The 22,120-nt window shown below is 54.1% G+C and carries 29 protein-coding genes; all 29 read left to right on the top strand.

Annotated features, from left to right (window positions below):
- Nucleotides 1-49: 49 nt before the first annotated feature.
- The 29 genes from rpmE (at nucleotide 50) to B5D20_RS10095 (ending at nucleotide 21,756) form a co-directional block, all read left to right on the top strand.
- A complete protein-coding gene (gene rpmE / locus B5D20_RS10235) occupies nucleotides 50-247 on the top strand; it encodes a 50S ribosomal protein L31 (RefSeq protein WP_078666140.1) in 198 nt (65 codons plus the stop codon).
- A 91-nt stretch (nucleotides 248-338) separates the two neighbouring features.
- On the top strand, nucleotides 339-1,226 hold the full coding sequence (locus B5D20_RS10230; protein ID WP_078666139.1) for a DUF1385 domain-containing protein: 888 nt from the start codon (nucleotides 339-341) through the stop codon (nucleotides 1,224-1,226).
- Nucleotides 1,216-2,283, top strand: a complete 1,068-nt coding sequence (gene prfA / locus B5D20_RS10225) for a peptide chain release factor 1 (protein ID WP_078666138.1) — start codon at nucleotides 1,216-1,218, stop codon at nucleotides 2,281-2,283. Before B5D20_RS10230 ends, prfA begins: the two co-directional genes overlap by 11 nt.
- Nucleotides 2,284-2,294: 11 nt before the next feature.
- The gene (gene prmC, locus B5D20_RS10220; RefSeq protein ID WP_078666137.1) at nucleotides 2,295-3,164 is read left to right on the top strand and encodes a peptide chain release factor N(5)-glutamine methyltransferase; all 870 of its coding nucleotides are present in this window, start codon (nucleotides 2,295-2,297) and stop codon (nucleotides 3,162-3,164) included.
- A 4-nt stretch (nucleotides 3,165-3,168) separates the two neighbouring features.
- Nucleotides 3,169-4,197, top strand: coding sequence for an L-threonylcarbamoyladenylate synthase (locus B5D20_RS10215; RefSeq protein ID WP_078666136.1), 1,029 nt, complete (start codon nucleotides 3,169-3,171; stop codon nucleotides 4,195-4,197).
- A gap of 1 nt (nucleotide 4,198) precedes the next feature.
- Complete coding sequence (locus tag B5D20_RS10210; protein WP_078666135.1) at nucleotides 4,199-4,651, top strand: low molecular weight protein arginine phosphatase; 453 nt, start codon at nucleotides 4,199-4,201, stop codon at nucleotides 4,649-4,651.
- Between the two features lie 24 nt (nucleotides 4,652-4,675).
- A complete protein-coding gene (gene rpiB / locus B5D20_RS10205; protein WP_078666134.1) occupies nucleotides 4,676-5,125 on the top strand; it encodes a ribose 5-phosphate isomerase B in 450 nt (149 codons plus the stop codon).
- Between the two features lie 25 nt (nucleotides 5,126-5,150).
- Entirely contained in the window at nucleotides 5,151-6,398 is a 1,248-nt protein-coding gene (locus tag B5D20_RS10200; RefSeq protein ID WP_078666133.1) for a serine hydroxymethyltransferase, read from the top strand.
- A 21-nt stretch (nucleotides 6,399-6,419) separates the two neighbouring features.
- On the top strand, nucleotides 6,420-7,049 hold the full coding sequence (gene upp / locus B5D20_RS10195) for a uracil phosphoribosyltransferase (RefSeq protein ID WP_078666132.1): 630 nt from the start codon (nucleotides 6,420-6,422) through the stop codon (nucleotides 7,047-7,049).
- A gap of 12 nt (nucleotides 7,050-7,061) precedes the next feature.
- Nucleotides 7,062-7,520, top strand: coding sequence for a deoxycytidylate deaminase (locus B5D20_RS10190; RefSeq protein ID WP_078666131.1), 459 nt, complete (start codon nucleotides 7,062-7,064; stop codon nucleotides 7,518-7,520).
- Complete coding sequence (locus B5D20_RS10185; protein ID WP_078666130.1) at nucleotides 7,517-7,846, top strand: MazG-like family protein; 330 nt, start codon at nucleotides 7,517-7,519, stop codon at nucleotides 7,844-7,846. Before B5D20_RS10190 ends, B5D20_RS10185 begins: the two co-directional genes overlap by 4 nt.
- Nucleotides 7,847-7,858: 12 nt before the next feature.
- Nucleotides 7,859-9,010, top strand: coding sequence for a non-hydrolyzing UDP-N-acetylglucosamine 2-epimerase (gene wecB / locus B5D20_RS10180; RefSeq protein WP_078666129.1), 1,152 nt, complete (start codon nucleotides 7,859-7,861; stop codon nucleotides 9,008-9,010).
- A 134-nt stretch (nucleotides 9,011-9,144) separates the two neighbouring features.
- Nucleotides 9,145-9,372 (top strand): AtpZ/AtpI family protein, encoded by a 228-nt coding sequence (locus B5D20_RS10175; RefSeq protein WP_078666128.1) that lies wholly within the window; start codon nucleotides 9,145-9,147, stop codon nucleotides 9,370-9,372.
- Nucleotides 9,369-9,776: an ATP synthase subunit I gene (locus B5D20_RS10170; protein ID WP_078666127.1), complete on the top strand. Its 408-nt coding sequence runs from the start codon at nucleotides 9,369-9,371 to the stop codon at nucleotides 9,774-9,776. Before B5D20_RS10175 ends, B5D20_RS10170 begins: the two co-directional genes overlap by 4 nt.
- Complete coding sequence (gene atpB / locus B5D20_RS10165) at nucleotides 9,766-10,440, top strand: F0F1 ATP synthase subunit A (protein ID WP_078666126.1); 675 nt, start codon at nucleotides 9,766-9,768, stop codon at nucleotides 10,438-10,440. The genes B5D20_RS10170 and atpB overlap by 11 nt, the downstream gene beginning before the upstream one ends.
- A 263-nt stretch (nucleotides 10,441-10,703) precedes the next feature.
- Nucleotides 10,704-10,934 carry an ATP synthase F0 subunit C gene (gene atpE / locus B5D20_RS10160; protein WP_078666125.1) on the top strand — a complete coding sequence of 77 codons (231 nt, stop codon included), beginning with the start codon at nucleotides 10,704-10,706 and terminating at the stop codon, nucleotides 10,932-10,934.
- An 88-nt stretch (nucleotides 10,935-11,022) separates the two neighbouring features.
- A complete protein-coding gene (atpF, locus tag B5D20_RS10155) occupies nucleotides 11,023-11,511 on the top strand; it encodes a F0F1 ATP synthase subunit B (protein ID WP_078666124.1) in 489 nt (162 codons plus the stop codon).
- Nucleotides 11,505-12,044, top strand: coding sequence for a F0F1 ATP synthase subunit delta (locus tag B5D20_RS10150; RefSeq protein ID WP_078666123.1), 540 nt, complete (start codon nucleotides 11,505-11,507; stop codon nucleotides 12,042-12,044). The genes atpF and B5D20_RS10150 overlap by 7 nt, the downstream gene beginning before the upstream one ends.
- 28 nt (nucleotides 12,045-12,072) lie before the next feature.
- On the top strand, nucleotides 12,073-13,575 hold the full coding sequence (gene atpA, locus B5D20_RS10145) for a F0F1 ATP synthase subunit alpha (RefSeq protein ID WP_078666122.1): 1,503 nt from the start codon (nucleotides 12,073-12,075) through the stop codon (nucleotides 13,573-13,575).
- A gap of 45 nt (nucleotides 13,576-13,620) precedes the next feature.
- Nucleotides 13,621-14,466, top strand: coding sequence for an ATP synthase F1 subunit gamma (atpG, locus tag B5D20_RS10140; protein WP_078666121.1), 846 nt, complete (start codon nucleotides 13,621-13,623; stop codon nucleotides 14,464-14,466).
- A gap of 22 nt (nucleotides 14,467-14,488) precedes the next feature.
- The gene (gene atpD, locus B5D20_RS10135; protein ID WP_078666120.1) at nucleotides 14,489-15,898 is read left to right on the top strand and encodes a F0F1 ATP synthase subunit beta; all 1,410 of its coding nucleotides are present in this window, start codon (nucleotides 14,489-14,491) and stop codon (nucleotides 15,896-15,898) included.
- A gap of 14 nt (nucleotides 15,899-15,912) precedes the next feature.
- Nucleotides 15,913-16,323, top strand: coding sequence for a F0F1 ATP synthase subunit epsilon (locus tag B5D20_RS10130; protein WP_078666119.1), 411 nt, complete (start codon nucleotides 15,913-15,915; stop codon nucleotides 16,321-16,323).
- 80 nt (nucleotides 16,324-16,403) lie between these two features.
- Nucleotides 16,404-17,060, top strand: coding sequence for an HlyD family secretion protein (locus B5D20_RS10125; RefSeq protein WP_078666118.1), 657 nt, complete (start codon nucleotides 16,404-16,406; stop codon nucleotides 17,058-17,060).
- Nucleotides 17,061-17,063: 3 nt separating this feature from the next.
- On the top strand, nucleotides 17,064-18,554 hold the full coding sequence (locus B5D20_RS10120; RefSeq protein ID WP_078666117.1) for a DHA2 family efflux MFS transporter permease subunit: 1,491 nt from the start codon (nucleotides 17,064-17,066) through the stop codon (nucleotides 18,552-18,554).
- Complete coding sequence (locus B5D20_RS10115; RefSeq protein WP_078666116.1) at nucleotides 18,547-19,089, top strand: MarR family winged helix-turn-helix transcriptional regulator; 543 nt, start codon at nucleotides 18,547-18,549, stop codon at nucleotides 19,087-19,089. The genes B5D20_RS10120 and B5D20_RS10115 overlap by 8 nt, the downstream gene beginning before the upstream one ends.
- On the top strand, nucleotides 19,019-19,318 hold the full coding sequence (locus tag B5D20_RS10110; protein WP_078666115.1) for a DUF1694 domain-containing protein: 300 nt from the start codon (nucleotides 19,019-19,021) through the stop codon (nucleotides 19,316-19,318). The genes B5D20_RS10115 and B5D20_RS10110 overlap by 71 nt, the downstream gene beginning before the upstream one ends.
- A gap of 77 nt (nucleotides 19,319-19,395) precedes the next feature.
- Complete coding sequence (locus tag B5D20_RS10105) at nucleotides 19,396-20,181, top strand: YwmB family TATA-box binding protein (protein ID WP_078666114.1); 786 nt, start codon at nucleotides 19,396-19,398, stop codon at nucleotides 20,179-20,181.
- 37 nt (nucleotides 20,182-20,218) lie between these two features.
- Nucleotides 20,219-21,478, top strand: a complete 1,260-nt coding sequence (gene murA / locus B5D20_RS10100) for a UDP-N-acetylglucosamine 1-carboxyvinyltransferase (RefSeq protein ID WP_078666113.1) — start codon at nucleotides 20,219-20,221, stop codon at nucleotides 21,476-21,478.
- Nucleotides 21,479-21,498: 20 nt separating this feature from the next.
- A complete protein-coding gene (locus B5D20_RS10095) occupies nucleotides 21,499-21,756 on the top strand; it encodes a hypothetical protein (protein ID WP_078666112.1) in 258 nt (85 codons plus the stop codon).
- Nucleotides 21,757-22,120 lie beyond the last annotated feature (364 nt).

The raw sequence follows: 22,120 nt of genomic DNA, 5'->3' as shown, positions 1-22,120 counted from the left end.
TAATCTTAAAGGTGTAATTTTGGACTTCCCAGGAAAGAGGTGAATCGAGATGAAAGAAAATATCCATCCCAAATATCAGGAGACAACCGTAACTTGCGCCTGTGGTGCCAGTTTTGTTACTGGTTCAACCAAACCCGTTTTGCGGGTGGAAATTTGTTCCAATTGCCATCCATTCTTCACCGGGCAACAGCGTCTGGTGGATACCGGTGGCCGGGTAGACAAGTTCAAGAAAAAATACGGTCTATAAGCAAAAAAATACGGTCTATAAGCAGAAAAGAGGCAGAGCCTACGGCTCTGCTCTTTTCATAAATTTCTGCCGAACCAAAGGCGGTGTGTTTATGTCTAAAAAAGAATGTTTTCAATACGGTGGACAGGCGGTTATCGAAGGGGTAATGATGCGAGGGCCGCAGGAAATGGCCATCGCAGTCCGTTTGCCCGATGGCACTATTGAAGTAGAAAAACAGCAACTCTCTTCCTGGCTGACCAAATGGCCCTGGCTGAAATGGCCGGGCTTTAGGGGTGTGGTGGCATTGCTGGAGGCCCTGGTGGTAGGGACCCGGGCTCTGGCCTGGTCGGCCAGTAAAGCCATGCCGGAGGAAGAAGGGGAACTGAACACGAAAGAGCTGGTCCTGACCATTGCCTTTGCGCTGGGACTGGGGATTTTGCTGTTTGTTATCATCCCCACCGGAGCGGTGAAACTGGTGGAAAAATGGGTAACCACCCCGCTGGGACAGAATATAGCTGAAGGGGGACTGAGGATTGCCATTTTTCTGGCCTATATTGGCCTGATCTCCCGGATGAAGGATATTCAGCGGGTCTTTCAGTATCACGGGGCTGAGCATAAGGTAATTCACACCTATGAAGCCGGGCTGGAATTGACGGTGGAAAATGCCCGGGGCTTTTCTCCTTTGCATCCCCGCTGTGGCACCAGCTTTTTGCTGGTGGTAATGGTGGTGAGTATTTTTGTCTTTGCCTTTCTGGGCCATCCACCCAATCTGCTCTGGCGAATAGGCAGCCGCATTTTGCTAATGCCCCTGGTGGCAGCTATTTCCTATGAATTTATCAAGCTCTCAGGCCGCTATGGAGACCGCTGGTGGCTGAAATGGCTGGTAGCCCCTGGCCTGGGATTGCAGAGACTGACCACACGAGAACCAGATGACAGTCAGCTGGAAGTAGCTATCCATGCTTTAAAAGCCGTATTAAGAGGTGAAGAACATGCTGGATAAACTGCAAGCAATTGAAGAAAAATACCTGGAACTGGAACGGCTGATTGCCGATCCGGAAGTGATTGCCAACCAGAGCGAGTGGCAAAAACATGCCAGGGCCCATGCAGCTATGACGGAAATTGTTACCGTTTATCGGGAGTATAAAAAAGTGGTAGCCGGGATCGAGGAAGCCCGGGCCATTCTGGCCGAAAAAGGGGACCCGGAGATGATGGAACTGGCCAGAATGGAGCTGGATGAGCTTGAAGAAAAGCTGCCCGAGCTGGAACAGAGGCTCAAAATCCTGCTCCTCCCCAAAGACCCCAATGATGAGAAAAACGTTATTATGGAAATCCGCGCCGGAGCCGGGGGTGATGAGGCCGCTCTCTTTGCCGGGGACCTTTTCCGCATGTACACCCGCTATGCGGAACGCCAGGGCTGGCGGACGGAAATCCTGTCGGCTAATGAGTCGGATTTACGCGGGTTCAAGGAAGTCATTTTCCTGGTGGAAGGCCAGGGTGCCTATAGCCAGTTGAAATATGAATCCGGAGTACACCGGGTGCAAAGGGTACCGGTGACGGAATCAGGGGGTCGCATCCACACTTCTACTGCCACCGTGGCGGTTTTGCCAGAGGCGGAAGAGGTGGATGTGCACATCGATCCCAATGACTTGCGTATAGATGTGTTCTGTTCCAGCGGTCCGGGGGGACAGTCGGTAAACACTACCCAGTCGGCAGTGCGCATTACCCACATCCCCACCGGGCTGGTGGTCAGCTGTCAGGATGAAAAATCCCAGCATAAAAACAAGGAAAAAGCCCTGCGCGTCTTGCGGGCTCGCTTGCTGGAAATCGCCCAGCAGGAACAGCAGGCCAAACTGGCTGATGACCGCCGCAGCCAGGTGGGAACGGGCGATCGCAGCGAGCGCATCCGCACCTATAACTTCCCGCAGGGCCGGGTGACTGACCATCGCATCGGCCTCACCCTGCACAAACTGGATATGGTGCTGGACGGGGAATTGCAGGAGATTATCGATGCCCTGATAACAGCTGACCAGACGGAAAAACTAAAGAATATGGAGTAAGGTGACCGGGGATGACGGTAAAATTAGGGCAGGCGCTGCAGGATACAGTAAAGCAATTGCGAGCAGCAGGGGTAGAGGCTGCCCGGCTGGAAGCCGAACTGCTTTTGATGCGGATTACGGGTTTAAGCCGGGCCCAGCTCTGGACCCGGGAGGAGACGATGCTCAGCCCGGTTCAGCGACAGGCGCTGGCAGAGCTGGTGGCTGCCCGTTGCCAGCGCCGGCCGCTGGCCTATGTTCTGGGGGAAAAGGAGTTTATGGGCCTGGCATTTCGCGTTACGCCGGCGGTGCTGATCCCCCGGCCGGAAACGGAACTGCTGGTGGAACGGATTGTGGCCGATCTGTCTGACCACCCCGCTCCCTGGATCGCCGATGTGGGGACAGGCAGCGGTGCCATTGTTGTCAGCCTGGCGGTCTTACTACCCCGGGCCCGCCTCTGGGCTACCGACTACTCCGGGGAAGCCCTGACCGTGGCCCGCCTCAATGCCTGCCGTCACCGGGTAACGATACGCTGCAGTTGGCAGCAGGGGGATTTGCTGGGCCAGTGGCAGGCCACCCTGACCGAGCGCCTGGACTGGGTTGCTGCCAACCTGCCCTATATACCCCGCGGGGAACTGGGACAATTGCAGCCGGAAGTGCAGTTTGAACCGCGCCTGGCCCTGGATGGAGGCGAGGATGGCCTGGATTTGTACCGCCGTCTTTTGCCCCAGGCCTGGCGGGTGCTCAAGCCTGGCGGCAGGCTGGGCATGGAGATCGACTGCCGCCAGGGGGCAGCCCTTTCCGCTCTGTGTCGGGAGGTGGGCTGGCGGGAAGTAGAAATCGTCAAGGATTATGCCGGTCTGGACCGGTTTGTACTGGCCCGCAAACCGGAAAGGGAGGGGTAGGTGCATGGATACGCTTTGGTTAAAACCGGAAGAAATTTCCGTGGCAGCCCGGTTGTTACGGGAAGGACAGCTGGTGGCCTTTCCTACGGAAACAGTCTATGGTCTGGGGGCCAATGCCTGGTCGGAAGAGGCTGTTGCCGGTATCTTTCTGGCCAAAGGCCGGCCTCAGGACAACCCTCTGATCGTACATATTGCCGGGCGGGCCCAGGTGGAGACTCTGGCGGCAGACATCCCTCCGGAGGCAGAAAAACTGATGGAGCGCTTCTGGCCGGGGCCGTTGACCCTGCTCTTTCCCAAAAAGGCGGAAGTGCCGGAACTGGTCTGTGCTGGCCTGGAAACGGTGGCCATCAGGCAACCGGCCCATCCCCTGGCTCTGGAGCTGATCCGGCAGGCCGGGGTGCCGCTGGCGGCCCCCAGTGCCAATCTTTCCGGGCGCCCCAGCCCTACCTGTGCTGAGCATGTCTGGGAGGATCTGGCGGGCAGGATTGCTGCCATTCTCGATGGGGGCCCGGTGGGAGTCGGGGTGGAGTCTACGGTAGTAGACCTGTTAGGACCGGAACCCATGATCCTGCGCCCGGGAGGGATCACCAGGGAGGAACTGGAAGAGGTGCTGGGACGGCCGGTCCTGCTGGATCCGGCCCTGCTGGGGGCAGAGGAACGGCCTCGTTCGCCGGGGATGAAGTACCGCCATTATGCTCCTGCAGCTCCTCTGGAAGTGCTGGACGGGCCGGAGCGGGAGTTGATCTGGCAGACCATCTTGCAGGAGGCCACTCCCGACACGGGTTTACTCCTTAGTGAGGAAGGGGCAGCCTATCTGGCTGGTCGCTGTCCCGGCCAATTCCTGGTTCTGGCTCCTCTGAACCAGCCGGAAAAGGCAGCCCAGAGGCTGTATAGCGCTTTGCGCACCATGGACAAGGCCGGGGTTAAGCGCATCCTGGCCGAGGCCTGGCCCCGGCAGGGTCTGGGGCTGGCCCTGATGAACAGGATGGAAAAAGCGGCAGGAGGACAATGCCGCCGGGTGGAGGTGCAGTAGGATGAGTAAAATTCTCTTCGTCTGTACAGGCAATACCTGTCGCAGTCCAATGGCTGAGGCGCTGGCTCGCGCCCTCTGGCAGGAGGCGGGAATAGAGGCGGAATTCCTCTCCGCTGGCCTGGCGGCCTGGGGGGAAAGCCCGGCCAGTCCGGAAGCTCAAAAAGTGATGGCTGAAAAGGGTCTGGATCTATCTGAACACCGCTCCCGCAGTTTAACGGCGGAAATGGTGGCGGAAGCGGATCTGGTGCTGACCATGACCAGGGGCCATCGGGATTTAATCATCGAACGCTGGCCCCAGTTTGCCCATAAAGTCCACACCCTCTGGTATCATGCCCGGGGGGAAGATCGGGATGTTCTCGACCCCTTTGGCGGTACGGTGGAAGAGTATCGGCAGGTGGCCGGGGAAATTGAAGAGCTGCTAAAAAGGATTCTGGAGCAGGAAAAAGGCGTTTAATGTAGAATTATTGGAGGTGGTCTGATGAAAATCGCAATCGGCAGTGACCATGGCGGCTTTTTTTTAAAGGAGGAAATCAAGCGCCTGCTGGAAGAGTTGGGCCTGGAATATCAGGACTTTGGCTGTCATTCTCCGGAATCGGTGGATTATCCTGATATTGCTGAGGCTGTAGGGGAGGCAGTGGCCCGGGGCGAATACCCCAGGGGCATTCTCATCTGCGGTACCGGCATCGGCATCAGCATTGCCGCCAACAAAATTCCAGGGGTACGGGCTGCCCTCTGTCATGATACTTTTTCAGCCCGGGCCACCCGGGAGCACAATGATGCCAATATCCTCTGCATGGGGGAAAGGGTCATCGGGTTTGGACTGGCCCGGGAGATCGTCAAAACCTGGCTGGAAGGTTCCTTTGCCGGAGGCAGGCATCAGCGCCGGGTGGACAAAATCAGGCAACTGGAACAAAAACACAGCAAATAAGGCAGACAGGTAAGGGGGAAAGGTGATGAGGAAGTTTTTGCCACAACAGGATCCTGAGGTTTTTCGCGCCATTGAACTGGAATTAAACCGACAAAGGAGCAAGATTGAGCTAATCGCTTCGGAAAACTTCGTCAGCCCGGCGGTTTTAGAGGCCCAGGGTTCGGTACTGACCAACAAATACGCGGAAGGCTATCCGGACAAACGCTACTATGGCGGTTGTGAATATGTAGATATTGTGGAAAAACTGGCCATTGAGCGGGCCAAGCAGCTTTTTGGTGCTGAGCATGTCAATGTTCAGCCCCATTCCGGCGCCCAGGCCAATATGGCTGCTTATTTTGCCTTGCTGGAACCGGGGGATACGGTGCTGGGCATGAACCTGGCTCATGGTGGGCACCTGACCCATGGCAGCCCGGTCAATGCTTCCGGTAAGCTGTATAATTTCGTTGCTTACGGGGTGGAACCCGATACCGAAAAAATCAATTACGAGAAAGTGTTTGCCCTGGCTTTTGAACACAAGCCCAAACTGATAGTGGCCGGGGCCAGTGCCTATCCGCGGGTAATCGACTTCGTTCAGTTGCGGGAAATCGCCGATGAAGTGGGCGCGCTGCTGATGGTGGACATGGCCCACATAGCCGGCCTGGTGGCGGCAGGTCTGCATCCCAGTCCGGTGCCCCATGCCCATGTGGTGACAACTACCACCCACAAGACCCTGCGGGGACCAAGAGGTGGCCTGATTCTCTGTCAGGCTCGCTTCGCCCAGGCTATTGATAAAGCGGTATTCCCCGGTATGCAGGGTGGACCGCTGATGCATGTCATTGCCGCCAAGGCGGTGGCACTGGGTGAGGCCTTGAAGCCCGAATTCAAAACCTATCAGGAACAGATTATCAAAAATGCCAGAGTGCTGGCTGAAGCTCTGATGGCCAAAGGCTTCCGCCTGGTCTCAGGGGGTACGGATAATCACCTGATGCTGGTGGATGTACGCAATTTTGACCTGACCGGCAAGGAAGCGGAGCACCTGCTGGATGAAGTAGGCATAACCGTAAATAAAAATGCCATCCCCTTCGATCCGGCCAGTCCCTTTGTTACCAGCGGTATCCGCATCGGTACGCCAGCGGCTACCAGCCGGGGCTTCAAGGAAGAGGACATGCGGGAAATAGCGGAAATCATTTATCTGGTGCTCAGCCGCAAGGGTGATGAACAAGCTCTGGCGGAAGGACGGGCCCGGGTCAATGCCCTGTGTGCCAAATACCCCATGTACCCTGAACTGGGATAAGGGATAGAGGAGGAATTGATTGTGGCGAAAGTGCATGTGTTTGACCATCCCCTGATTCAGCACAAGCTCACCTATATCCGGGACAAGCGGACCGGTTCCAAGGAGTTCCGGGAACTGGTGGAAGAGGTAGCCATGTTGATGGCCTATGAAGTAACCCGGGACTTACCTCTGGAAGAAGCGGAAGTGGAGACCCCGGTGGGCCCGGCCAAAACCAAAGTGCTGGCAGGCAAGAAGCTGGGAGTAGTCCCCATTTTGCGGGCCGGGCTGGGGATGGTCAACGGTGTTCTGAAACTGATTCCGGCAGCCAAGGTAGGACATATTGGCCTCTACCGGGATCCGGAAACTTTGCAGCCGGTGGAATACTATTGCAAGCTGCCCACTGATGTGCCGGAACGGGATCTGATTGTGATTGATCCCATGCTGGCCACAGGAGGTTCCGCTGCTGCAGCCATTACATTCCTGAAGGAAAAAGGGGCGAAGAACATCAAACTGATGTGCCTGATCGCCGCTCCGGAAGGGATTAGAACTGTGCAGGAAGCTCATCCCGATGTGGACATTTATGCTGCTGCCGTGGATGAAAAGCTGAATGACCACGGCTACATCGTCCCTGGTCTGGGTGATGCCGGTGACCGCCTCTTTGGCACCAAGTAGGGGGGAGTGAAGATGAATCGTCCCTCCTGGGATGAATATTTTATGGAAATAGCCCGGACGGTGGCCAGCCGCTCCACCTGCCTCAGACGGCAGGTGGGGGCGGTCATCGCCCGGGATAATCGTATTTTAACCACCGGCTACAATGGCGCTCCCCAGGGCCTGCGCCACTGCCTGGACCGGGGGGGCTGCCGGCGGGAGCAGCTGCAAATCCCCTCCGGAGAACGGCATGAACTCTGTCTGGCTGTACATGCCGAGCAAAATGCCATTATCCAGGGAGCCCTGCATGGTGTGGAACTGGCAGGGGCTACCCTTTATGCTACCACTCAACCCTGTGTCCTCTGCGCCAAGATGCTGATCAATGCCGGTATCCGCCGCATCGTTTTTCTGGGGGATTATCCCGATCCCTTTGCCAGAGAATTGCTGGCGGAAGCTGGAGTGGAGCTGTGCCGGCTGAAGGAGGAAAAACTATGACCCAGCAGGTAGATTTCAAGGAAATTCGCCTGCCCCGCTTGCGCGGACTGGATAAGGTAACTCTGGAAAGCACTTTGATCAAGCTGGCGGAGGAACTGGGGGAACTGGCCCAGTATATCGGCAAGTTTCGCGGCCTCAATGGGGAAAATATCGAGAAACAGGAAGCCGAGGTGCTGGATGGGCTGACCTCGGAATTGCTGGATGTGGCCCAGACCGCCATCACCATGATGTATGTGCTGGAAGATACCTATGGCGTGGATATTGCCGCCAAAGTTGAGCAACATATAGATAAACTCCAGCGCAAAGGATATCTCCACAAAAAATAGGAGTGAGAAGGCTTGAAAAAGGTAATGCTAATATTCGGGACCAGGCCGGAGGCCATTAAGATGGCACCTCTGGTCAAGGAATTGGCCCAAGCGGAAGGGATACAGCCCCTGGTGGCGGTAACGGCCCAGCATCGGGAGATGCTGGACCAGGTACTGGAGCTGTTTGGTATCGTGCCGGACTTTGACCTGAATATTATGCAGGCCGGGCAGACTCTCTATGATATTACCGCCCGGGCCATCAAAGGCCTGGAAGAGGTGCTGGCCCAGGCCCAGCCTGATCTGGTGCTGGTCCATGGGGATACTACCACCACCTTTGCGGCCGCTCTGGCGGCTTTTTATAAGCAAATTCCTGTCGGGCACGTGGAGGCCGGCCTGCGCACCGGGAACAAATACTCTCCCTTTCCGGAGGAGATGAACCGGCGACTGGCCGGTGCCATTGCCGACTGGCATTTTGCTCCCACTGCCACCAGTGAACAGAACCTGCTGCGGGAAGGGATACAGCCGGAACGGATTTTTGTTACAGGTAACACGGTAATCGATGCCCTGCTGCAGACGGTAAAGGATGACTATCGCTTCCATGATGAGCAACTGGCAGCTATCCCCTTCAATCAGCGCCGGGTGCTGCTGGTGACTACCCACCGGCGAGAAAACTGGGGTGAGCCCTTGCGGCAGGTTTACCTGGCCCTGCGCCAGCTGGTGGAGGAATTTTCCGATGTGGAAGTGGTTTTCCCGGTCCATAAAAACCCTGCGGTACGTCAGGTGGTGGAGGAAGTATTAGGAGGGGTGGAACGGGTTCATCTGGTCGAGCCCCTGGATTATGAACCCTTTATTAACCTGATGGCCAGGTCTTACCTGGTGCTGACTGATTCCGGGGGGCTGCAGGAGGAAGCTCCCAGTCTGGGCAAACCGGTGCTGGTCCTGCGGGATACCACCGAGCGGCCGGAAGCGGTGGTGGCAGGGACAGTACGGCTGGTCGGTACTGACCGGGAGCGGTTGTATGCCAATGTGAAGGAACTGCTTACCGTTCAGGAGGCGTACCAGCGCATGGCCCAGGCGGTCAATCCATACGGTGACGGGCAGGCATGCCGGCGAATTAAACAAGCAATTAACTGGATTTTCGGTTTTTCCGACCAAAAACCTGCAAAATATGACTATTCAGTATAATTGTATAAAAAAAAGTCCAAAATTTCTTCGTCTGGAAAAAGGATTTTTCGCAATTACATAGAATATTATTGCTTGGTAATATCGGGTCAAAAAAGGACCCTCGTCGAGCGCCGACCCGTCCGGGAGGCAAAAGCATGGCTGAAAATGGCAATTGGCAGGATGTGAAGGCCCTTGGTGTGATCATGTCTCTTGGCGGTACTATAGCTGGAGGCGTACTGGTAGGCTTCTGGCTGGGCCGCTTTCTGGACAGGAAACTCCATACTGAGCCCTGGTTGACGGTAGTCATGCTCTTAGTAGGGATAGCAGCTGGTTTTAAAGCAGCCTATGATGCCATGACCACCGTTCGGAAGGGGGATGAATGATCCCCGTGCTAACCGATCTTTATCACAGCAAAGGTAAACGCAATTTAGGATTGCTGTTAGGCCTGATAGCTGTCATCTTACTTGCAGGCGGAGAGCGGTTGGCAGCATTGGGCTTCTTTTTTGGCTTTCTTGCTGGCTGGCTCAATTTGCTGGCTCTGCAGTGGTCATTAGGCCGGGCCCTGAATTTAAAAGGGGCAGGCCGGGTAAAGATTTATGTTTTTCTCTCCTACACCCTCCGCTGGTTAGCCCTGGGAGCGGTGACCTATGGAGTGATATCTGCAGGAGGTCGCAAGGCTGGGATAGCCTTTTTGCTGGGGCTGGCAGCTCTAAAGCCTTTGCTCTTTTTCAATTTTAGAGAGGTAAGAAATATCAGGAAAAAGGAGGTGGATGAGGATGTTCGGTAGTGCTGAAGCTCTTTTTCACATCGGCCCCCTGGAAGTAACCAAGTACACAGTAACAGCCTGGGGAGTTATTGCGTTACTGGGCCTGATCAGCTGGTTAGGGACCAGGAACATGCAAAAACAACCATCAGGTCTGCAGAATGTGCTGGAGCTGTTTGTAGAAGGGTTGTACAACTTCTTTGAGGGCATGCTGGGCCCGGAACGGGTAAAACGCTATTTTCCGCTCCTGTGCACATTCTTCCTGTTTATCCTAACCTCGAACTATGTGGGGCTGTTGCCGCTGTCCGGCCATGAAGGGCCCTATATTCCGCCGACAGCTACCTTGAGTACCACGGCGGCTCTGGCAATCATTGTTTTCTTTTCTACCCATATTTTCGGGATGATGACCCATGGAATCGGTTATTTCAAACATTTTGTTCAGCCCATGGCCTTTATGCTGCCACTGAATATTGTCGAAGAAATCGTCCGCCCGGTCTCGCTGGCCATGCGTCTTTACGGGAATATTTTCGGGCACGAGCTGGTAGTAGGTACTTTGCTGGCTTTGGCTCCCGCCATTGTTCCCGTGCCGATGCAGCTTTTAGGGGTTTTGACAGGGGCTATCCAGGCTTTCGTCTTTACCCTGCTGGCTGCCAGCTACATCGGTGGTGCTACCGAGAAGCACCACTAACGAGGTTCGAAGTTCGAGGTTCGAGGTTCGAACTTTGGGCAGTAATCCTAAGCCTATAAACCAATGAGGCTGTTTAGAAGCGAGTATGGCAAGGTGCCAACAGCGGAGAGGCCGGAGGCGTACTGGAGGTACGTCGAGGACCTCGACGCAGTCGGCAACGCAGCCAGACGAAGCCTATAAACAACCGAACTATCCTGGCGTACTGATCCCTTAATCATAATTCCATACAATTTTGTAGCCACCTTGGAAAGGGGGGAAACGGAATGGTAGCAGGTCTGATTGCTATCGGCGCTGGTCTGGCTGTTGGTATTGCAGCTGTTGGCGCTGGTATTGGTCAAGGTATCGCTGCTGGCAAAGCTTTTGAATCCATCGCTCGTCAGCCTGAAGTCACCGGCACTGTCCGGACCCTGTTGTTCATCGCCTTGGCATTTATGGAAACTCTGACCATCTATGGTCTGGTAGTAGCACTAATGCTGGTTACTGGCAAAATGTAAGGCGAGAACATTCAGCAGGCGGGGGAGGTCTAACCTCCTTCCGCCTGCAATGGTACCTTGACCCTCACTGAAAGGAGGCAATTGGCTAATGGAATTTAATCTCTCGACCTTTGTCTGGTCGTTTATCAACTTTTTTGTCCTCTTAGCCATTTTAAATAAATTACTCTATAAACCGATGTTGCAAATGCTGGAGGAAAGAAAGAAAACCATTTCTGAATCCATGCAACAGGCTGAGCAGGCAAGGGCCGAAGCCGAACGGATTAAGCAGGAATATGCTGAACAACTGGCTCAGGCCAAGAAGGAATCCCAGGAAATCATCGCCCGGGCTGAGCGCATGGGCGAGGAAATGCGGGAAGAGCTGGTGCGCAATGCCAGGGCTGAAGCCGATAAGGCCCTGAAAGCAGCCCAGGAAGAAATCGCTCGCGAAAAAGCCAAAGCTGTTGCCCAGCTGCGGGCTGAAGTGGCTAACCTGGCGGTGCTGGCGGCCGGCAAGGTGGTGGGCAAGTCCATCACCGTCGAGGACCATGAAAAAATGGTCAAGGAATTCATCGATGAGGTAGGGGATCTCCCATGCTAAACAAGGCAGTAGCCCGCCGCTATGCTGCCGCTTTTTTCAGCCTGGCTCTGGAAAAAGGGCTGATCGACAGCCTGGAGCAGGAGCTGGCCCAGGTAGTACAGACGGTGGAAGAGAATCCTGAATTGCAGCGTTTCCTGGACAACCCGATGGTGGTTGTGGCGGAAAAGAAGAAGCTCGTTGATGAGGTTTTCGGCGGCCGGGTGTCCGACCTGACCCTGGATTTCCTGAAGGTGGTACTGGACAAGCGGCGGGAAGCCTATCTCAAGGAAATTTACAATGAGTATGTGAAACGGGCCAATGAAGCCCGCAATCTGGTGGATGTGGAAGTTACCTCGGCCAGGGAGCTGTCCCAGTCCGACCTCACTGCCCTGGAAGCCCGCCTGGTCAAATTGACCGGCAAGCAGGTACGGATTACCACCAAGGTGGACCCGGCTCTGATTGGTGGTCTGGTGGTACGCATTGGGGACAAGGTAATCGATGGCAGTGTAACCAAGCGGCTGGAGCTCCTCCGGGAAGCTCTTTTGCAAGCATAAGTTGAAGAGTTAGGGGTGAGCGAGTACAATGTCTATCCGTCCGGAAGAAATCAGTTCCATTATTAAACAACGGATTGAACAGTACCGCACCGATGTGGCCGTAACCGATGTGGGTACGGTTATTCAGGTAGGTGACGGTATTGCCCGGGTTTATGGTCTGGAAGAATGTATGGCCGGTGAGCTGCTGGAATTCCCAGGCGGCATTTACGGCATGGCCCTCAACCTGGAAGAGGATAATATCGGTTGCGTTATTCTCGGTCCTTACACTGGTATTAAAGAAGGCGATACCGTTAAGCGTACCGGTCGTATCGTTGAAGTACCGGTAGGGGAAGCCTTGATTGGTCGGGTGGTCAATGCTATGGGTCAGCCGATCGATGGCAAAGGCCCCATTGTCACCGACCGCTATCGTCCAGTTGAACGGGTAGCACCTGGTGTTATTACCCGTAAATCAGTGCATCAGCCTCTGCAAACCGGTTTGAAGGCTATTGATAGTATGGTCCCCATCGGTCGGGGCCAGCGGGAGCTGATCATCGGTGACCGCCAGACCGGTAAAACTGCTGTTGCTATCGATACTATTATTAACCAGAAGAATACCGATGTAATCTGTATATATGTGGCTATTGGACAAAAAGCTTCCACTGTAGCCAACGTGGTCAAGACACTGGAAGATCACGGTGCTATGGATTACACCATCGTTGTGGCTGCTACCGCTTCTGAACCTGCACCGATGCTCTACATTGCTCCCTATGCCGGCTGCGCTATGGGTGAAGAGTTTATGGAGCAGGGCAAGCATGTGTTAATCGTCTATGATGACCTGTCCAAGCAAGCTGTGGCTTACCGGGAATTGTCCCTCTTGCTGCGCCGTCCTCCCGGCCGGGAAGCTTATCCGGGTGATGTTTTCTACCTGCATTCCCGTTTGCTGGAGCGGGCTGCTAAACTGAATGATGAACTGGGTGGCGGTTCCCTGACCGCTCTGCCGATTATCGAAACCCAGGCTGGTGACGTTTCCGCCTACATTCCGACCAACGTTATTTCCATCACTGACGGTCAGATCTTCCTGGAGTCCGACCTGTTCTATGCTGGTATCCGCCCGGCTATCAACGTCGGTCTCTCTGTATCACGGGTTGGTGGTGCCGCTCAGATCAAGGCGATGAAGCAGGTTGCCGGTACTCTGCGTCTGGACCTGGCCCAGTACCGGGAGCTGGCTGCATTCGCTCAGTTCGGTTCTGACCTGGATAAGGCCACCCAGGCCCGGCTGCTGCGGGGTGAAAAACTGGTTGAACTGTTGAAACAGCCTCAGTATAAGCCCATGGCCGTTGAAGACCAGGTTATGTCCATCTTCGCTGCCGTCAATGGCTACCTGGATGATGTGGAAACTTCCCGGGTCCTGAAGTTCGAAGAAGAATTCCTGAAGTTCATGCACAGTCAGAAGGCGGACATCGTTGAGGCCATTCGCGAACAAAAGACTCTGACTGATGAGATTAGAGAAAAACTGAAAGCCGCCATTGTCGAGTTCAAGAAGATGTTCTAAGCTGTCCCGGTCTGAATGGGACGAAAAAGGTGGTGAACAGCAGGAATGCCCAGCATGCGGGATATTAAACGACGCATCAAGAGTATCAAGAACACAGAACAGATCACCAAGGCCATGAAGATGGTGGCGGCAGCCAAGCTGCGCAAGGCCCAGGATAAAGTGTTTCAGGCCCGGCCTTATGCCAGGGAACTGGCTGGCACCTTGAGCCGGTTGGCCGGCGCGGCTCTGGACTCCACCCATCCCCTGATGGTAAAACGGGAAGTAAAGAAAGTGGCTTTTGTGGTGGTTACCGCTGACCGCGGTCTGTGTGGTGGATATAATGCCAATATCATCCGGAAAGTGCGGAGTGAAATCAGTGCTTTCAATGATGTCAGTCTGATTTGCGTGGGCCGCAAGGGCCGCGACTTTTTCCGCCGTATTGGTGTGCCCATCATTGCAGAGTTTACCGGTCTGGGGGAAGAGGCTCGCTATCAGGATGCCAAGCTGATTGCGGAGACCATTGTGGACTTATATCTTAAAGGGGAATTTGATGAAGTTTATGTCGTCTATACTGAGTTTTTCTCCGCTCTGACCCAGAGACCGAAAACCATCAAGCTCTTGCCTGTGGAGGCCCCGGCGGAAGAAGGAGCCAAAGTCGACTATATTTACGAGCCCAATGCGGAAACCGTGCTGTCGGCCTTGTTGCCCAAGTATCTCAATACCACCATGTTCAGGGCCATGCTGGAAGCCAAGGCTTCAGAACATGGTGCCCGGATGACTGCTATGGGTTCAGCAACCGACAACGCCAAGGAAATGATCGCCAAGTTAACCTTGAACTACAACCGGGCCCGGCAGGCCGCCATTACCAAGGAGATTTCCGAAATCGTGGGTGGCGCTGCCGCTCTGGAATAAACGCAAGGAGGGAAATGGCTGAATGAACGTCGGTAAAGTCAAGCAGGTTATCGGTCCCGTCGTTGACGTGGAATTCGAGCCTGGCAAGTTGCCTGCTATTTATAATGCTGTTATCATTCGCAGTGCCGACCAGGATAAGCCCACTGCTTATGATATTGATTTGACCCTGGAAGTTGCCCAGCACCTGGGGAACAATGTGGCTCGCTGTGTTGCCATGTCTTCCACCGACGGTCTGGTTCGGGGCATGAAGGCCATCGATACCGGCGCTCCTATCAGTGTGCCGGTAGGTCCTGTTACCCAGGGCCGGCTCTTCAATGTTCTGGGTAAGGTGGTTGACGGCAAGGAGCCCGTTAAATCCGATAAATACTATCCCATTCACCGTCCGGCTCCGACCTTTACCCAGCAGTCCACCAAGGCGGAAGTGCTGGAGACCGGGATCAAGGTCGTTGACCTGCTGGCCCCCTACCTGAAGGGTGGTAAGATCGGTCTCTTCGGCGGTGCCGGTGTTGGTAAGACCGTTTTGATCATGGAATTGATTAACAACATCGCCAAGCAACACGGTGGTATCTCTGTTTTCGCCGGTGTAGGTGAGCGGACCCGGGAAGGGAACGACCTCTACCATGAAATGATGGAATCCGGCGTTATCGACAAGACGGTGATGGTGTTCGGTCAGATGAACGAACCTCCGGGCGCCCGTCTGCGGGTAGGTCTGACCGGTTTGACCATGGCTGAATATTTCCGGGACGAAGAAGGCAAGGACGTGTTGCTGTTTATCGATAACATCTTCCGTTTCACCCAGGCCGGTTCCGAGGTGTCCGCTCTCTTAGGCCGGATGCCTTCTGCCGTGGGTTACCAGCCCACTCTGGCCACCGAAATGGGTGCTCTGCAGGAACGGATTACCTCTACCACTAAAGGGTCTATCACCTCCGTCCAGGCTATCTACGTGCCGGCGGACGACCTGACTGACCCTGCTCCGGCCACAACCTTCGCTCACCTGGACGCGACCACCGTTTTGTCCCGTTCCATTGCCGAGCTGGGGATTTATCCGGCTGTGGACCCGCTGGATTCCACGTCCCGGATTCTGGACCCCAATATCGTAGGTCAGGAGCATTATCAGGTAGCCCGGGGTGTGCAGAAAGTGCTGCAGCGTTATAAGGAACTGCAGGACATCATCGCTATTCTGGGTATGGACGAACTGTCCGAAGAAGACAAGCTGACCGTAGCCCGGGCCCGGAAGATTCAACGTTTCCTGTCCCAGCCCTTCTTCGTGGCTGAAGCCTTCACCGGTACTCCTGGTAAATATGTGCCTTTGAAAGAAACCATCCGTGGCTTCAAGGAAATCATTGAAGGTAAACACGATGACCTGCCGGAAGCAGCCTTCTATATGGTCGGGACCATTGAAGAAGCCGTGGAAAAGGCCAAAACCCTGTAAGGATGTGACGGAAAATGGCCGAGAATACCATTAAACTGGAAGTGGTTACTCCTGACCGCAAGGTGGTTTCCGAGGAAGTGGAGATGGTGGTAGCGCCGGCGGCCGAGGGTTACCTGGGCATTCTGGCCAACCACGCTCCCCTGATCACCAGCTTGCAGATCGGTGTCCTCAAGTACACTGCTGGTGGTCAGGAGCAGAAACTGGCCATCAGTGGCGGCTTCCTGGAGGTAAAAGATAACCGGGCGGTGGTGCTGGCTGAAGCAGCAGAACGTCCGAAAGAAATCGATGTGCAGCGGGCGCTGGCAGCTAAAGAGCGGGCCGAACGCCGTCTGGCTGAACGCTCAGCTGACATTGACATGGTGCGGGCTGAGGTTGCCTTGAAGCGAGCCCTCAACCGCCTCAAAGTTGCAGGTAAAATAGAATAGGTATCGACAACCGGCACAGTATGTGCCGGTTTGTTTTCGGAAAATAGTTCGGGTCAGAACTAATTTTAAGGGGTGGGAATATGGCTGCCAATAGAAAAACACTGCTGGTGAGTATTTTTCTGATGATGGTTGTAGTCCTGGCCGGGGTCAGCGGTTATTACTGGTATGAAAATACCTACTTTGTCAGTACGGAAGATGCCCGCGTAGCCGGAGACATAGTTAAGGTATACCCGCTGCTTGTGGCCAAACTGGCGGAAGTTAGGGCTGCCGAGGGCCAGAAAGTGGTAAAAGGAGAAGTGCTGGCCCGGCAGGAACTGAATAACCTCCCGGACAGCAGTGCGGAACAGACATTGCTGCGCGCACCGGTGGATGGCATTATTATCAGGAAGCAGGGAACAGAGGGAGAAGTGGCAACACCAGGACAGGCTGTCTTCTGGCTGGTTGACCCCCATAAACTCTATGTGTCGGCTAATATAGAGGAGACGAAGATAAGCAGGATTAAACCTGGACAACTGGTGGAAGTTACTCTCGACCTTTACCCCGGGCGGACTTTCAACGGACGGGTGCAGGAAATCGGACAGGCTACTACTGCTACCTTTTCGGTTTTACCCCAGACGACCAGCAGCAATTTTACCAAAGTTACCCAGAAAGTGCCGGTAAAAATTCAGCTCACTGACCTGGAGAATTTACAATTGATACCTGGCACCAGTGCTGTGGTTAAAATCAGGGTCAGGTGATGAATGGTGACAGGTAGAAGGATTGATAACAGCAGAAAGTGGCTGGTTCTGGCGGTGCTGGTGCTGGGAACATTTATGGCTATCCTGGATACCAGCATTGTCAATATAGCCATTCCCAAGATGATGGCCGTGTTTTGCGTAGGGACAGAGCAAATTCAGTGGGTACTTACGGCTTATATGCTGACCATGGGGGCCATTATTCCCCTGACCGGATATTTAAGCGACAGGTTTGGCAGCAAAAAAGTATATATTTGGGCCCTGATAGCCTTTACTCTGGGTTCAGCTTTTTGTGGCCTGGCCTGGAGCAACCCCTCGATGGTAGTGGCCCGGGTTATTCAGGCACTGGGTGGAGGCATGATCATGCCTGTCAGTATGAGCATCCTCTATCAGGTTATTCCCCAGCAGGAGCGGGGGTTGGCGCTGGGGATCTGGGGAATTGCCGCCATGGCGGCACCGGCTATTGGCCCAACGTTGAGCGGCTATATTGTCGAGCATCTGGACTGGCGCCTGATTTTCACCATCAATATCCCCGTCGGGATTGTGGCCGTGATTTTTTCGTTTATCCTCTTACCGGAGATACCGCGCCGCCCGGTGGGCAAGTTTGATTACCTGGGCGTACTCTTTGCTTCTGTGGGTTTGGTGTCTATTCTCTATGTTCTGGGTGAGGGGGCTTCTATTGACTGGAATGATATTAAAAACATCTTTTTACTGATTTTCGGCGGATTTTTCCTCCTGCTCTTTACGGTTAATGAATTAACCCACAGTGACCCTTTGCTGGACTTGCGGGTATTAAAAATAGGGCCTTTTACCTTGAGTATTGTGATAGCCAGCATCACTAATATCGCTTTGTTTGGCGGGATTTTTCTACTGCCACTATTTTTGCAAAATTTGCGGGGATATACGGCAATGCAGACCGGGATTATCATGTTTCCGTCGGCAGTGGCTACCGGGCTGATGATGCCCATTGGCGGTAAACTCCTGGACCGCCTTGGACCAAAACCAGTAGTGATACCAGGCCTGGCCATCCTGGCTCTGGCAACCTATGAACTGGCCCACTTATCGATGGAGACACCGCAAACCACCATTACCTGGTTGCTGGTCCTGCGGGGCCTGGGACTGGGTCTGGCCATGATGCCGGCTTCTACGGCGGGCATGAACGCGGTACCTTTGCCGCTGGTGGCCCGGGCTTCCGCTCTCTCCAACGTGGTGCGCCAGGTGGCAGGCTCACTGGGAATCACTATTCTCACCACATTTATGCAGAGAAGACAGGCTCTGCATTACAGTGAACTGGCTGCCCGGGTGACGGAATTTAATGGCCAGGAACTGTATCTATACTGGCTCTACGGCTCGGTACAGAAGGAAGCCTTGATTACAGCTATCAATGATACACTGGCACTGACGGCTGTTATCAGCTGTGTTGCCCTGTTTTTTGCCTTCTGGCTGAAAAAGGGGCAAACCCCTGCCGGCAAGGAACAGGTGATAATCAGTGAGTAAAGAAAAGCGAACTGTACAGGCAGAGGAAATTAACTTGCTCCTGAAAAGCATTATCGGGCATTTTCGCAAATTTGTCTCCAACCATATTAAAGACCTGGGTTTGACTGTTCCTCAGTTACTATTGTTGCGGGTCCTCTACCAGCAGCCGGAACAGACCCTTTCGGAATTATGCCAGCAGCTGGGATTGGCTAAAAGCACTGTTTCCGATCTGGTAGATCGCCTGGAAAAACAGGAACTGGTTGTCAAGCGCAGAGGAGAGCAGGACCGGCGCACCGTCAGGATCAGCCTGGCGGAAAAAACCATGGCTCTGGGGGAGACTATCCAGGCCATCAAAACCGACTACTGGTCTGCCTTGCTCAGTCAGCTGACACCTGCCGAAGTGGAAGAAATTTTACGGGCTCTGCGCAAGCTGCAGGGATTAATTTCTGCCTCCCCTTCTCATACTAAGGGCGAGGTGAAAGTTCATGATAACAGAGGACAAACAGGCGCAACAGGAACTGGTCCAGCTGGCCCTCAATCTGGGGGAGTTTCCTGACCAGGTACTGGTTCGTCTGACCGATGATGAAGTAAAAGCGAAAGGCATTGACCCCCGCGTTAAAGCGGCTCTACAACAGCCCGAAGCTAAAAGAATGCTATTGCGGGCCCGGCTGCTGGAGGAAGGATATAAGTACTGGGAGCTGGCAGAGCAGGCAGGGGTGGAACCGGTAGTGGTGGAAGACCCTGGCTTTCACCCTGATACGGGTTTAGTTGTGGTACGGGATTAAATTGATGTTTAAATCCTCCTTTTAGCGGGAACACTATCAGTAACGAATAGGATTCCTGAGGAGAAGGAGGAAGGCAAATGCGCAGATTTCTGGTGCTGCTGGGTCTATTATTGGCAGCGGTCTGGCTGGTAAAACACCCTGTCCTGCCTACCCTGGGACAGGGGTTGAGCGGGGAGAACAAACTGATTCTGGCTTTTCGGGAGAGCAAGGCGCGCTTTGAGGACTACACCATTAATGGCTGGGCCAGGGTGAACCGGAAATTTATGACCTTTGCGGAAATGGAGGAACTGGCCTGGCAGGCAGCAAGGGTATTTCCCTATCGGGAAGGGAACCTGCGTCTGGACAAACAGGAGGACACCGGTTTTCGCAGTTTGCGCCTGGCTGGTAAGCTGGGGGAAAAAACGGAACTGGAAATCTGGATCCAGTCCATGGCCGGGGTTAAAACCAGGATAGGCCAGGAGGAAACCGGTCAAGAAGCAGAAACTTATGCAGTTATTACTATTAAAGAACTCGGGGACCTGGATAAACTAAGTCAGGATCGGCTCACAGTGGATGCTGCTTTCAAGAGAATCGCAAGTAGTGCCAAAGTGTCCGAGGTAGTGGCCGGCTGGTTGCCCCAGCTAGTAGACCAGCAGCAGGGGCGGGAAATCGTTGCCTCTATCTTTAAGGAACTGGATGGTAAAAAAATCGAAGGGTATGAAGAAGGGGCAGTGGTCAGCTGGACCGGATACAGTAATGAACTCAAGGATAACCTGCGCCTGGGCAACCGGGTGGTTAACCTCAATGTGGCAGTTCGGACAGTGCCCGGGGAACAGCGCAGTTATCTGGTAATAGGCACCCCTTTGATTACTACCGAATATTAATAAAAATAATGCAGAAGTAGAGGAAGGAGGGGCGCCGGTGGAACGACTGGTGCTAACCGGTGGTACCCCATTATCCGGCCGGGTTCGGGTAGGAGGCGCCAAAAATGCTGTCCTGCCCATCCTGGCCGCTTGCCTCTTGACTGACCAGGTCTGCCAGCTGGAGGATGTTCCCCGGCTGGCTGATGTCCGCACCATGCTGATGGTATTAAGCCGGCTGGGGACGGAAGTGGCCTGGGTTGGACATTCTCATACCCTGGTGGTCAAGACTCCCAGGCTGGAAACGGGAGAAGCACCCTATGAATATGTACGGCAAATGCGCGCCTCTATTCTGGTGATGGGGCCGCTCCTGGCCCGATTGGGTTATGCCCGGCTTACCCTGCCGGGGGGATGTGCTATTGGGAGTCGCCCCATAGACTTGCATTTAAAGGGGTTTCAGGCACTGGGGGCAGAAGTGAGCTGGGGGCCAGGTCAAGTGGAAGTAAGATGCCAGCGCCTCAAAGGGAATACCGTCTACCTGGATTTTCCCAGTGTAGGGGCAACGGAGAATATCATGCTGGCAGCTACCCTGGCGGAAGGGACAACAATTATTGAAAACGCTGCGGAAGAACCTGAAATCGTGGACCTGGCCCTCTTTCTCAATGCCATGGGGGCCAGAATCAGCGGGGCTGGCACAGCGGTGATCAAGATCGAGGGTGTAAGTAAACTGCAGGGAGCCAGGCATACTGTCATCCCTGACCGCATTGAAGCCGGCACCTTTCTGGTGGCAGGAGCGATTACTGGCGGGGAAATAACAGTGGAAAATGTGATTGTGGAACACATCAAGCCGGTGATTGCCAAACTGCAGGAAGCAGGGGCGGAAATCACGGAGACGGCCCAGGGGCTGCAGCTAAAAGCCCCGACCCGCATTAAGGCCACTGACATCAAGACTTTGCCCTATCCCGGGTTTCCTACCGATATGCAGGCCCAGATGATGGCCATGCTGACTCTGGCTGAGGGTACCAGTGTGATTACCGAAACCGTTTTTGAAAATCGCTTTATGCATGTAGATGAACTGCGCCGCATGGGAGCGGATATTAAAATCGAGGGTCGGACCGCAGTGGTTCGCGGGGTGGAGCAGCTGTTAGGGACCCAGGTCAAGGCTACTGACCTGCGAGCGGGGGCGGCCCTGGTCCTGGCCGGGCTGGCGGCCCGGGGGGAAACGGAAGTCATCCATTTACATCATATTGACCGGGGTTATGAACGATTTGCGGAAAAGTTACAAAGACTGGGAGCTAAAATCAACCGCCTGCGCATATAATTTTCCCGGGAGGGGAAGACATGCGCAAAGGCGGTCTTTTTTTAGTTGTACGCAACTATCAAAAAAGTCATGAGCTAATTGCGCTGTCAGATAATCCTGACAGGACAAGGGATAAGCGAAAGGTCGAAAATAAATTTACCCCAGAAAAAGTGTATAGAAAAGGGTTTTTAGCGCAAAACAAGAGGCTGAGGGAAAAATTCACCCCAGCCTCTAAATGTTGTAAAATAGGCAAAAGGCATCCACCTGTGGTTTTCATCATTTGCCAAACACAAAAATAAAAAGGGAGAAAGAGACGGTCGCCGGGATACAGAAGCGGATTATGGCAGGAAGGAATATAGAGGGGTGCACGAGAACGGTAAGACATGGGAGAAGATCGTGAAATGGTTTGGGTACAAACTGCATCTGATTGTTGACGCAACCTAGGTGGCAGATAGAGGCTATGATGATACGAAACTAATAACAAAGTGCTGGGATAAATACCGAATAAAGCCTGTTATTGACATACGTAACTTGTGGAGAGATGGGGATAAAACTAGGCTACTGACCAATTACAAGAACGTGGCCTACAATTACAAGGGCAATGTATATTGCTATTGTCCGGAAACCGGAACGCAACGAGAAATGAGTAATGGTGGTTTTGAA

The sequence above is a fragment of the Carboxydocella sporoproducens DSM 16521 genome, from assembly GCF_900167165.1.
Classification (GTDB): Bacteria; Bacillota.
This window is presented reverse-complemented; position numbering and strand designations above follow the sequence as displayed.

Excerpts from the sequence above, each read along its gene's own strand:
- prmC (WP_078666137.1), top strand. The coding sequence starts at position 2,295 with ATGACGGTAAAATTAGGGCAGGCGCTGCAGGATACAGTAAAGCAATTG.
- B5D20_RS10095 (WP_078666112.1), top strand. The coding sequence starts at position 21,499 with ATGCGCAAAGGCGGTCTTTTTTTAGTTGTACGCAACTATCAAAAAAGT.
- B5D20_RS10110 (WP_078666115.1), top strand. The coding sequence starts at position 19,019 with ATGATAACAGAGGACAAACAGGCGCAACAGGAACTGGTCCAGCTGGCC.
- B5D20_RS10215 (WP_078666136.1), top strand. The coding sequence starts at position 3,169 with ATGGATACGCTTTGGTTAAAACCGGAAGAAATTTCCGTGGCAGCCCGG.
- atpF (WP_078666124.1), top strand. The coding sequence starts at position 11,023 with ATGGAATTTAATCTCTCGACCTTTGTCTGGTCGTTTATCAACTTTTTT.
- atpB (WP_078666126.1), top strand. The coding sequence starts at position 9,766 with ATGTTCGGTAGTGCTGAAGCTCTTTTTCACATCGGCCCCCTGGAAGTA.
- atpA (WP_078666122.1), top strand. The coding sequence starts at position 12,073 with ATGTCTATCCGTCCGGAAGAAATCAGTTCCATTATTAAACAACGGATT.
- B5D20_RS10175 (WP_078666128.1), top strand. The coding sequence starts at position 9,145 with ATGGCTGAAAATGGCAATTGGCAGGATGTGAAGGCCCTTGGTGTGATC.
- B5D20_RS10150 (WP_078666123.1), top strand. The coding sequence starts at position 11,505 with ATGCTAAACAAGGCAGTAGCCCGCCGCTATGCTGCCGCTTTTTTCAGC.
- B5D20_RS10190 (WP_078666131.1), top strand. The coding sequence starts at position 7,062 with ATGAATCGTCCCTCCTGGGATGAATATTTTATGGAAATAGCCCGGACG.
- B5D20_RS10105 (WP_078666114.1), top strand. The coding sequence starts at position 19,396 with ATGCGCAGATTTCTGGTGCTGCTGGGTCTATTATTGGCAGCGGTCTGG.
- B5D20_RS10230 (WP_078666139.1), top strand. The coding sequence starts at position 339 with ATGTCTAAAAAAGAATGTTTTCAATACGGTGGACAGGCGGTTATCGAA.
- B5D20_RS10120 (WP_078666117.1), top strand. The coding sequence starts at position 17,064 with ATGGTGACAGGTAGAAGGATTGATAACAGCAGAAAGTGGCTGGTTCTG.
- rpmE (WP_078666140.1), top strand. The coding sequence starts at position 50 with ATGAAAGAAAATATCCATCCCAAATATCAGGAGACAACCGTAACTTGC.
- atpD (WP_078666120.1), top strand. The coding sequence starts at position 14,489 with ATGAACGTCGGTAAAGTCAAGCAGGTTATCGGTCCCGTCGTTGACGTG.
- rpiB (WP_078666134.1), top strand. The coding sequence starts at position 4,676 with ATGAAAATCGCAATCGGCAGTGACCATGGCGGCTTTTTTTTAAAGGAG.
- prfA (WP_078666138.1), top strand. The coding sequence starts at position 1,216 with ATGCTGGATAAACTGCAAGCAATTGAAGAAAAATACCTGGAACTGGAA.
- B5D20_RS10170 (WP_078666127.1), top strand. The coding sequence starts at position 9,369 with ATGATCCCCGTGCTAACCGATCTTTATCACAGCAAAGGTAAACGCAAT.
- B5D20_RS10130 (WP_078666119.1), top strand. The coding sequence starts at position 15,913 with ATGGCCGAGAATACCATTAAACTGGAAGTGGTTACTCCTGACCGCAAG.
- B5D20_RS10210 (WP_078666135.1), top strand. The coding sequence starts at position 4,199 with ATGAGTAAAATTCTCTTCGTCTGTACAGGCAATACCTGTCGCAGTCCA.
- atpG (WP_078666121.1), top strand. The coding sequence starts at position 13,621 with ATGCCCAGCATGCGGGATATTAAACGACGCATCAAGAGTATCAAGAAC.
- B5D20_RS10185 (WP_078666130.1), top strand. The coding sequence starts at position 7,517 with ATGACCCAGCAGGTAGATTTCAAGGAAATTCGCCTGCCCCGCTTGCGC.
- atpE (WP_078666125.1), top strand. The coding sequence starts at position 10,704 with ATGGTAGCAGGTCTGATTGCTATCGGCGCTGGTCTGGCTGTTGGTATT.
- B5D20_RS10200 (WP_078666133.1), top strand. The coding sequence starts at position 5,151 with ATGAGGAAGTTTTTGCCACAACAGGATCCTGAGGTTTTTCGCGCCATT.
- B5D20_RS10125 (WP_078666118.1), top strand. The coding sequence starts at position 16,404 with ATGGCTGCCAATAGAAAAACACTGCTGGTGAGTATTTTTCTGATGATG.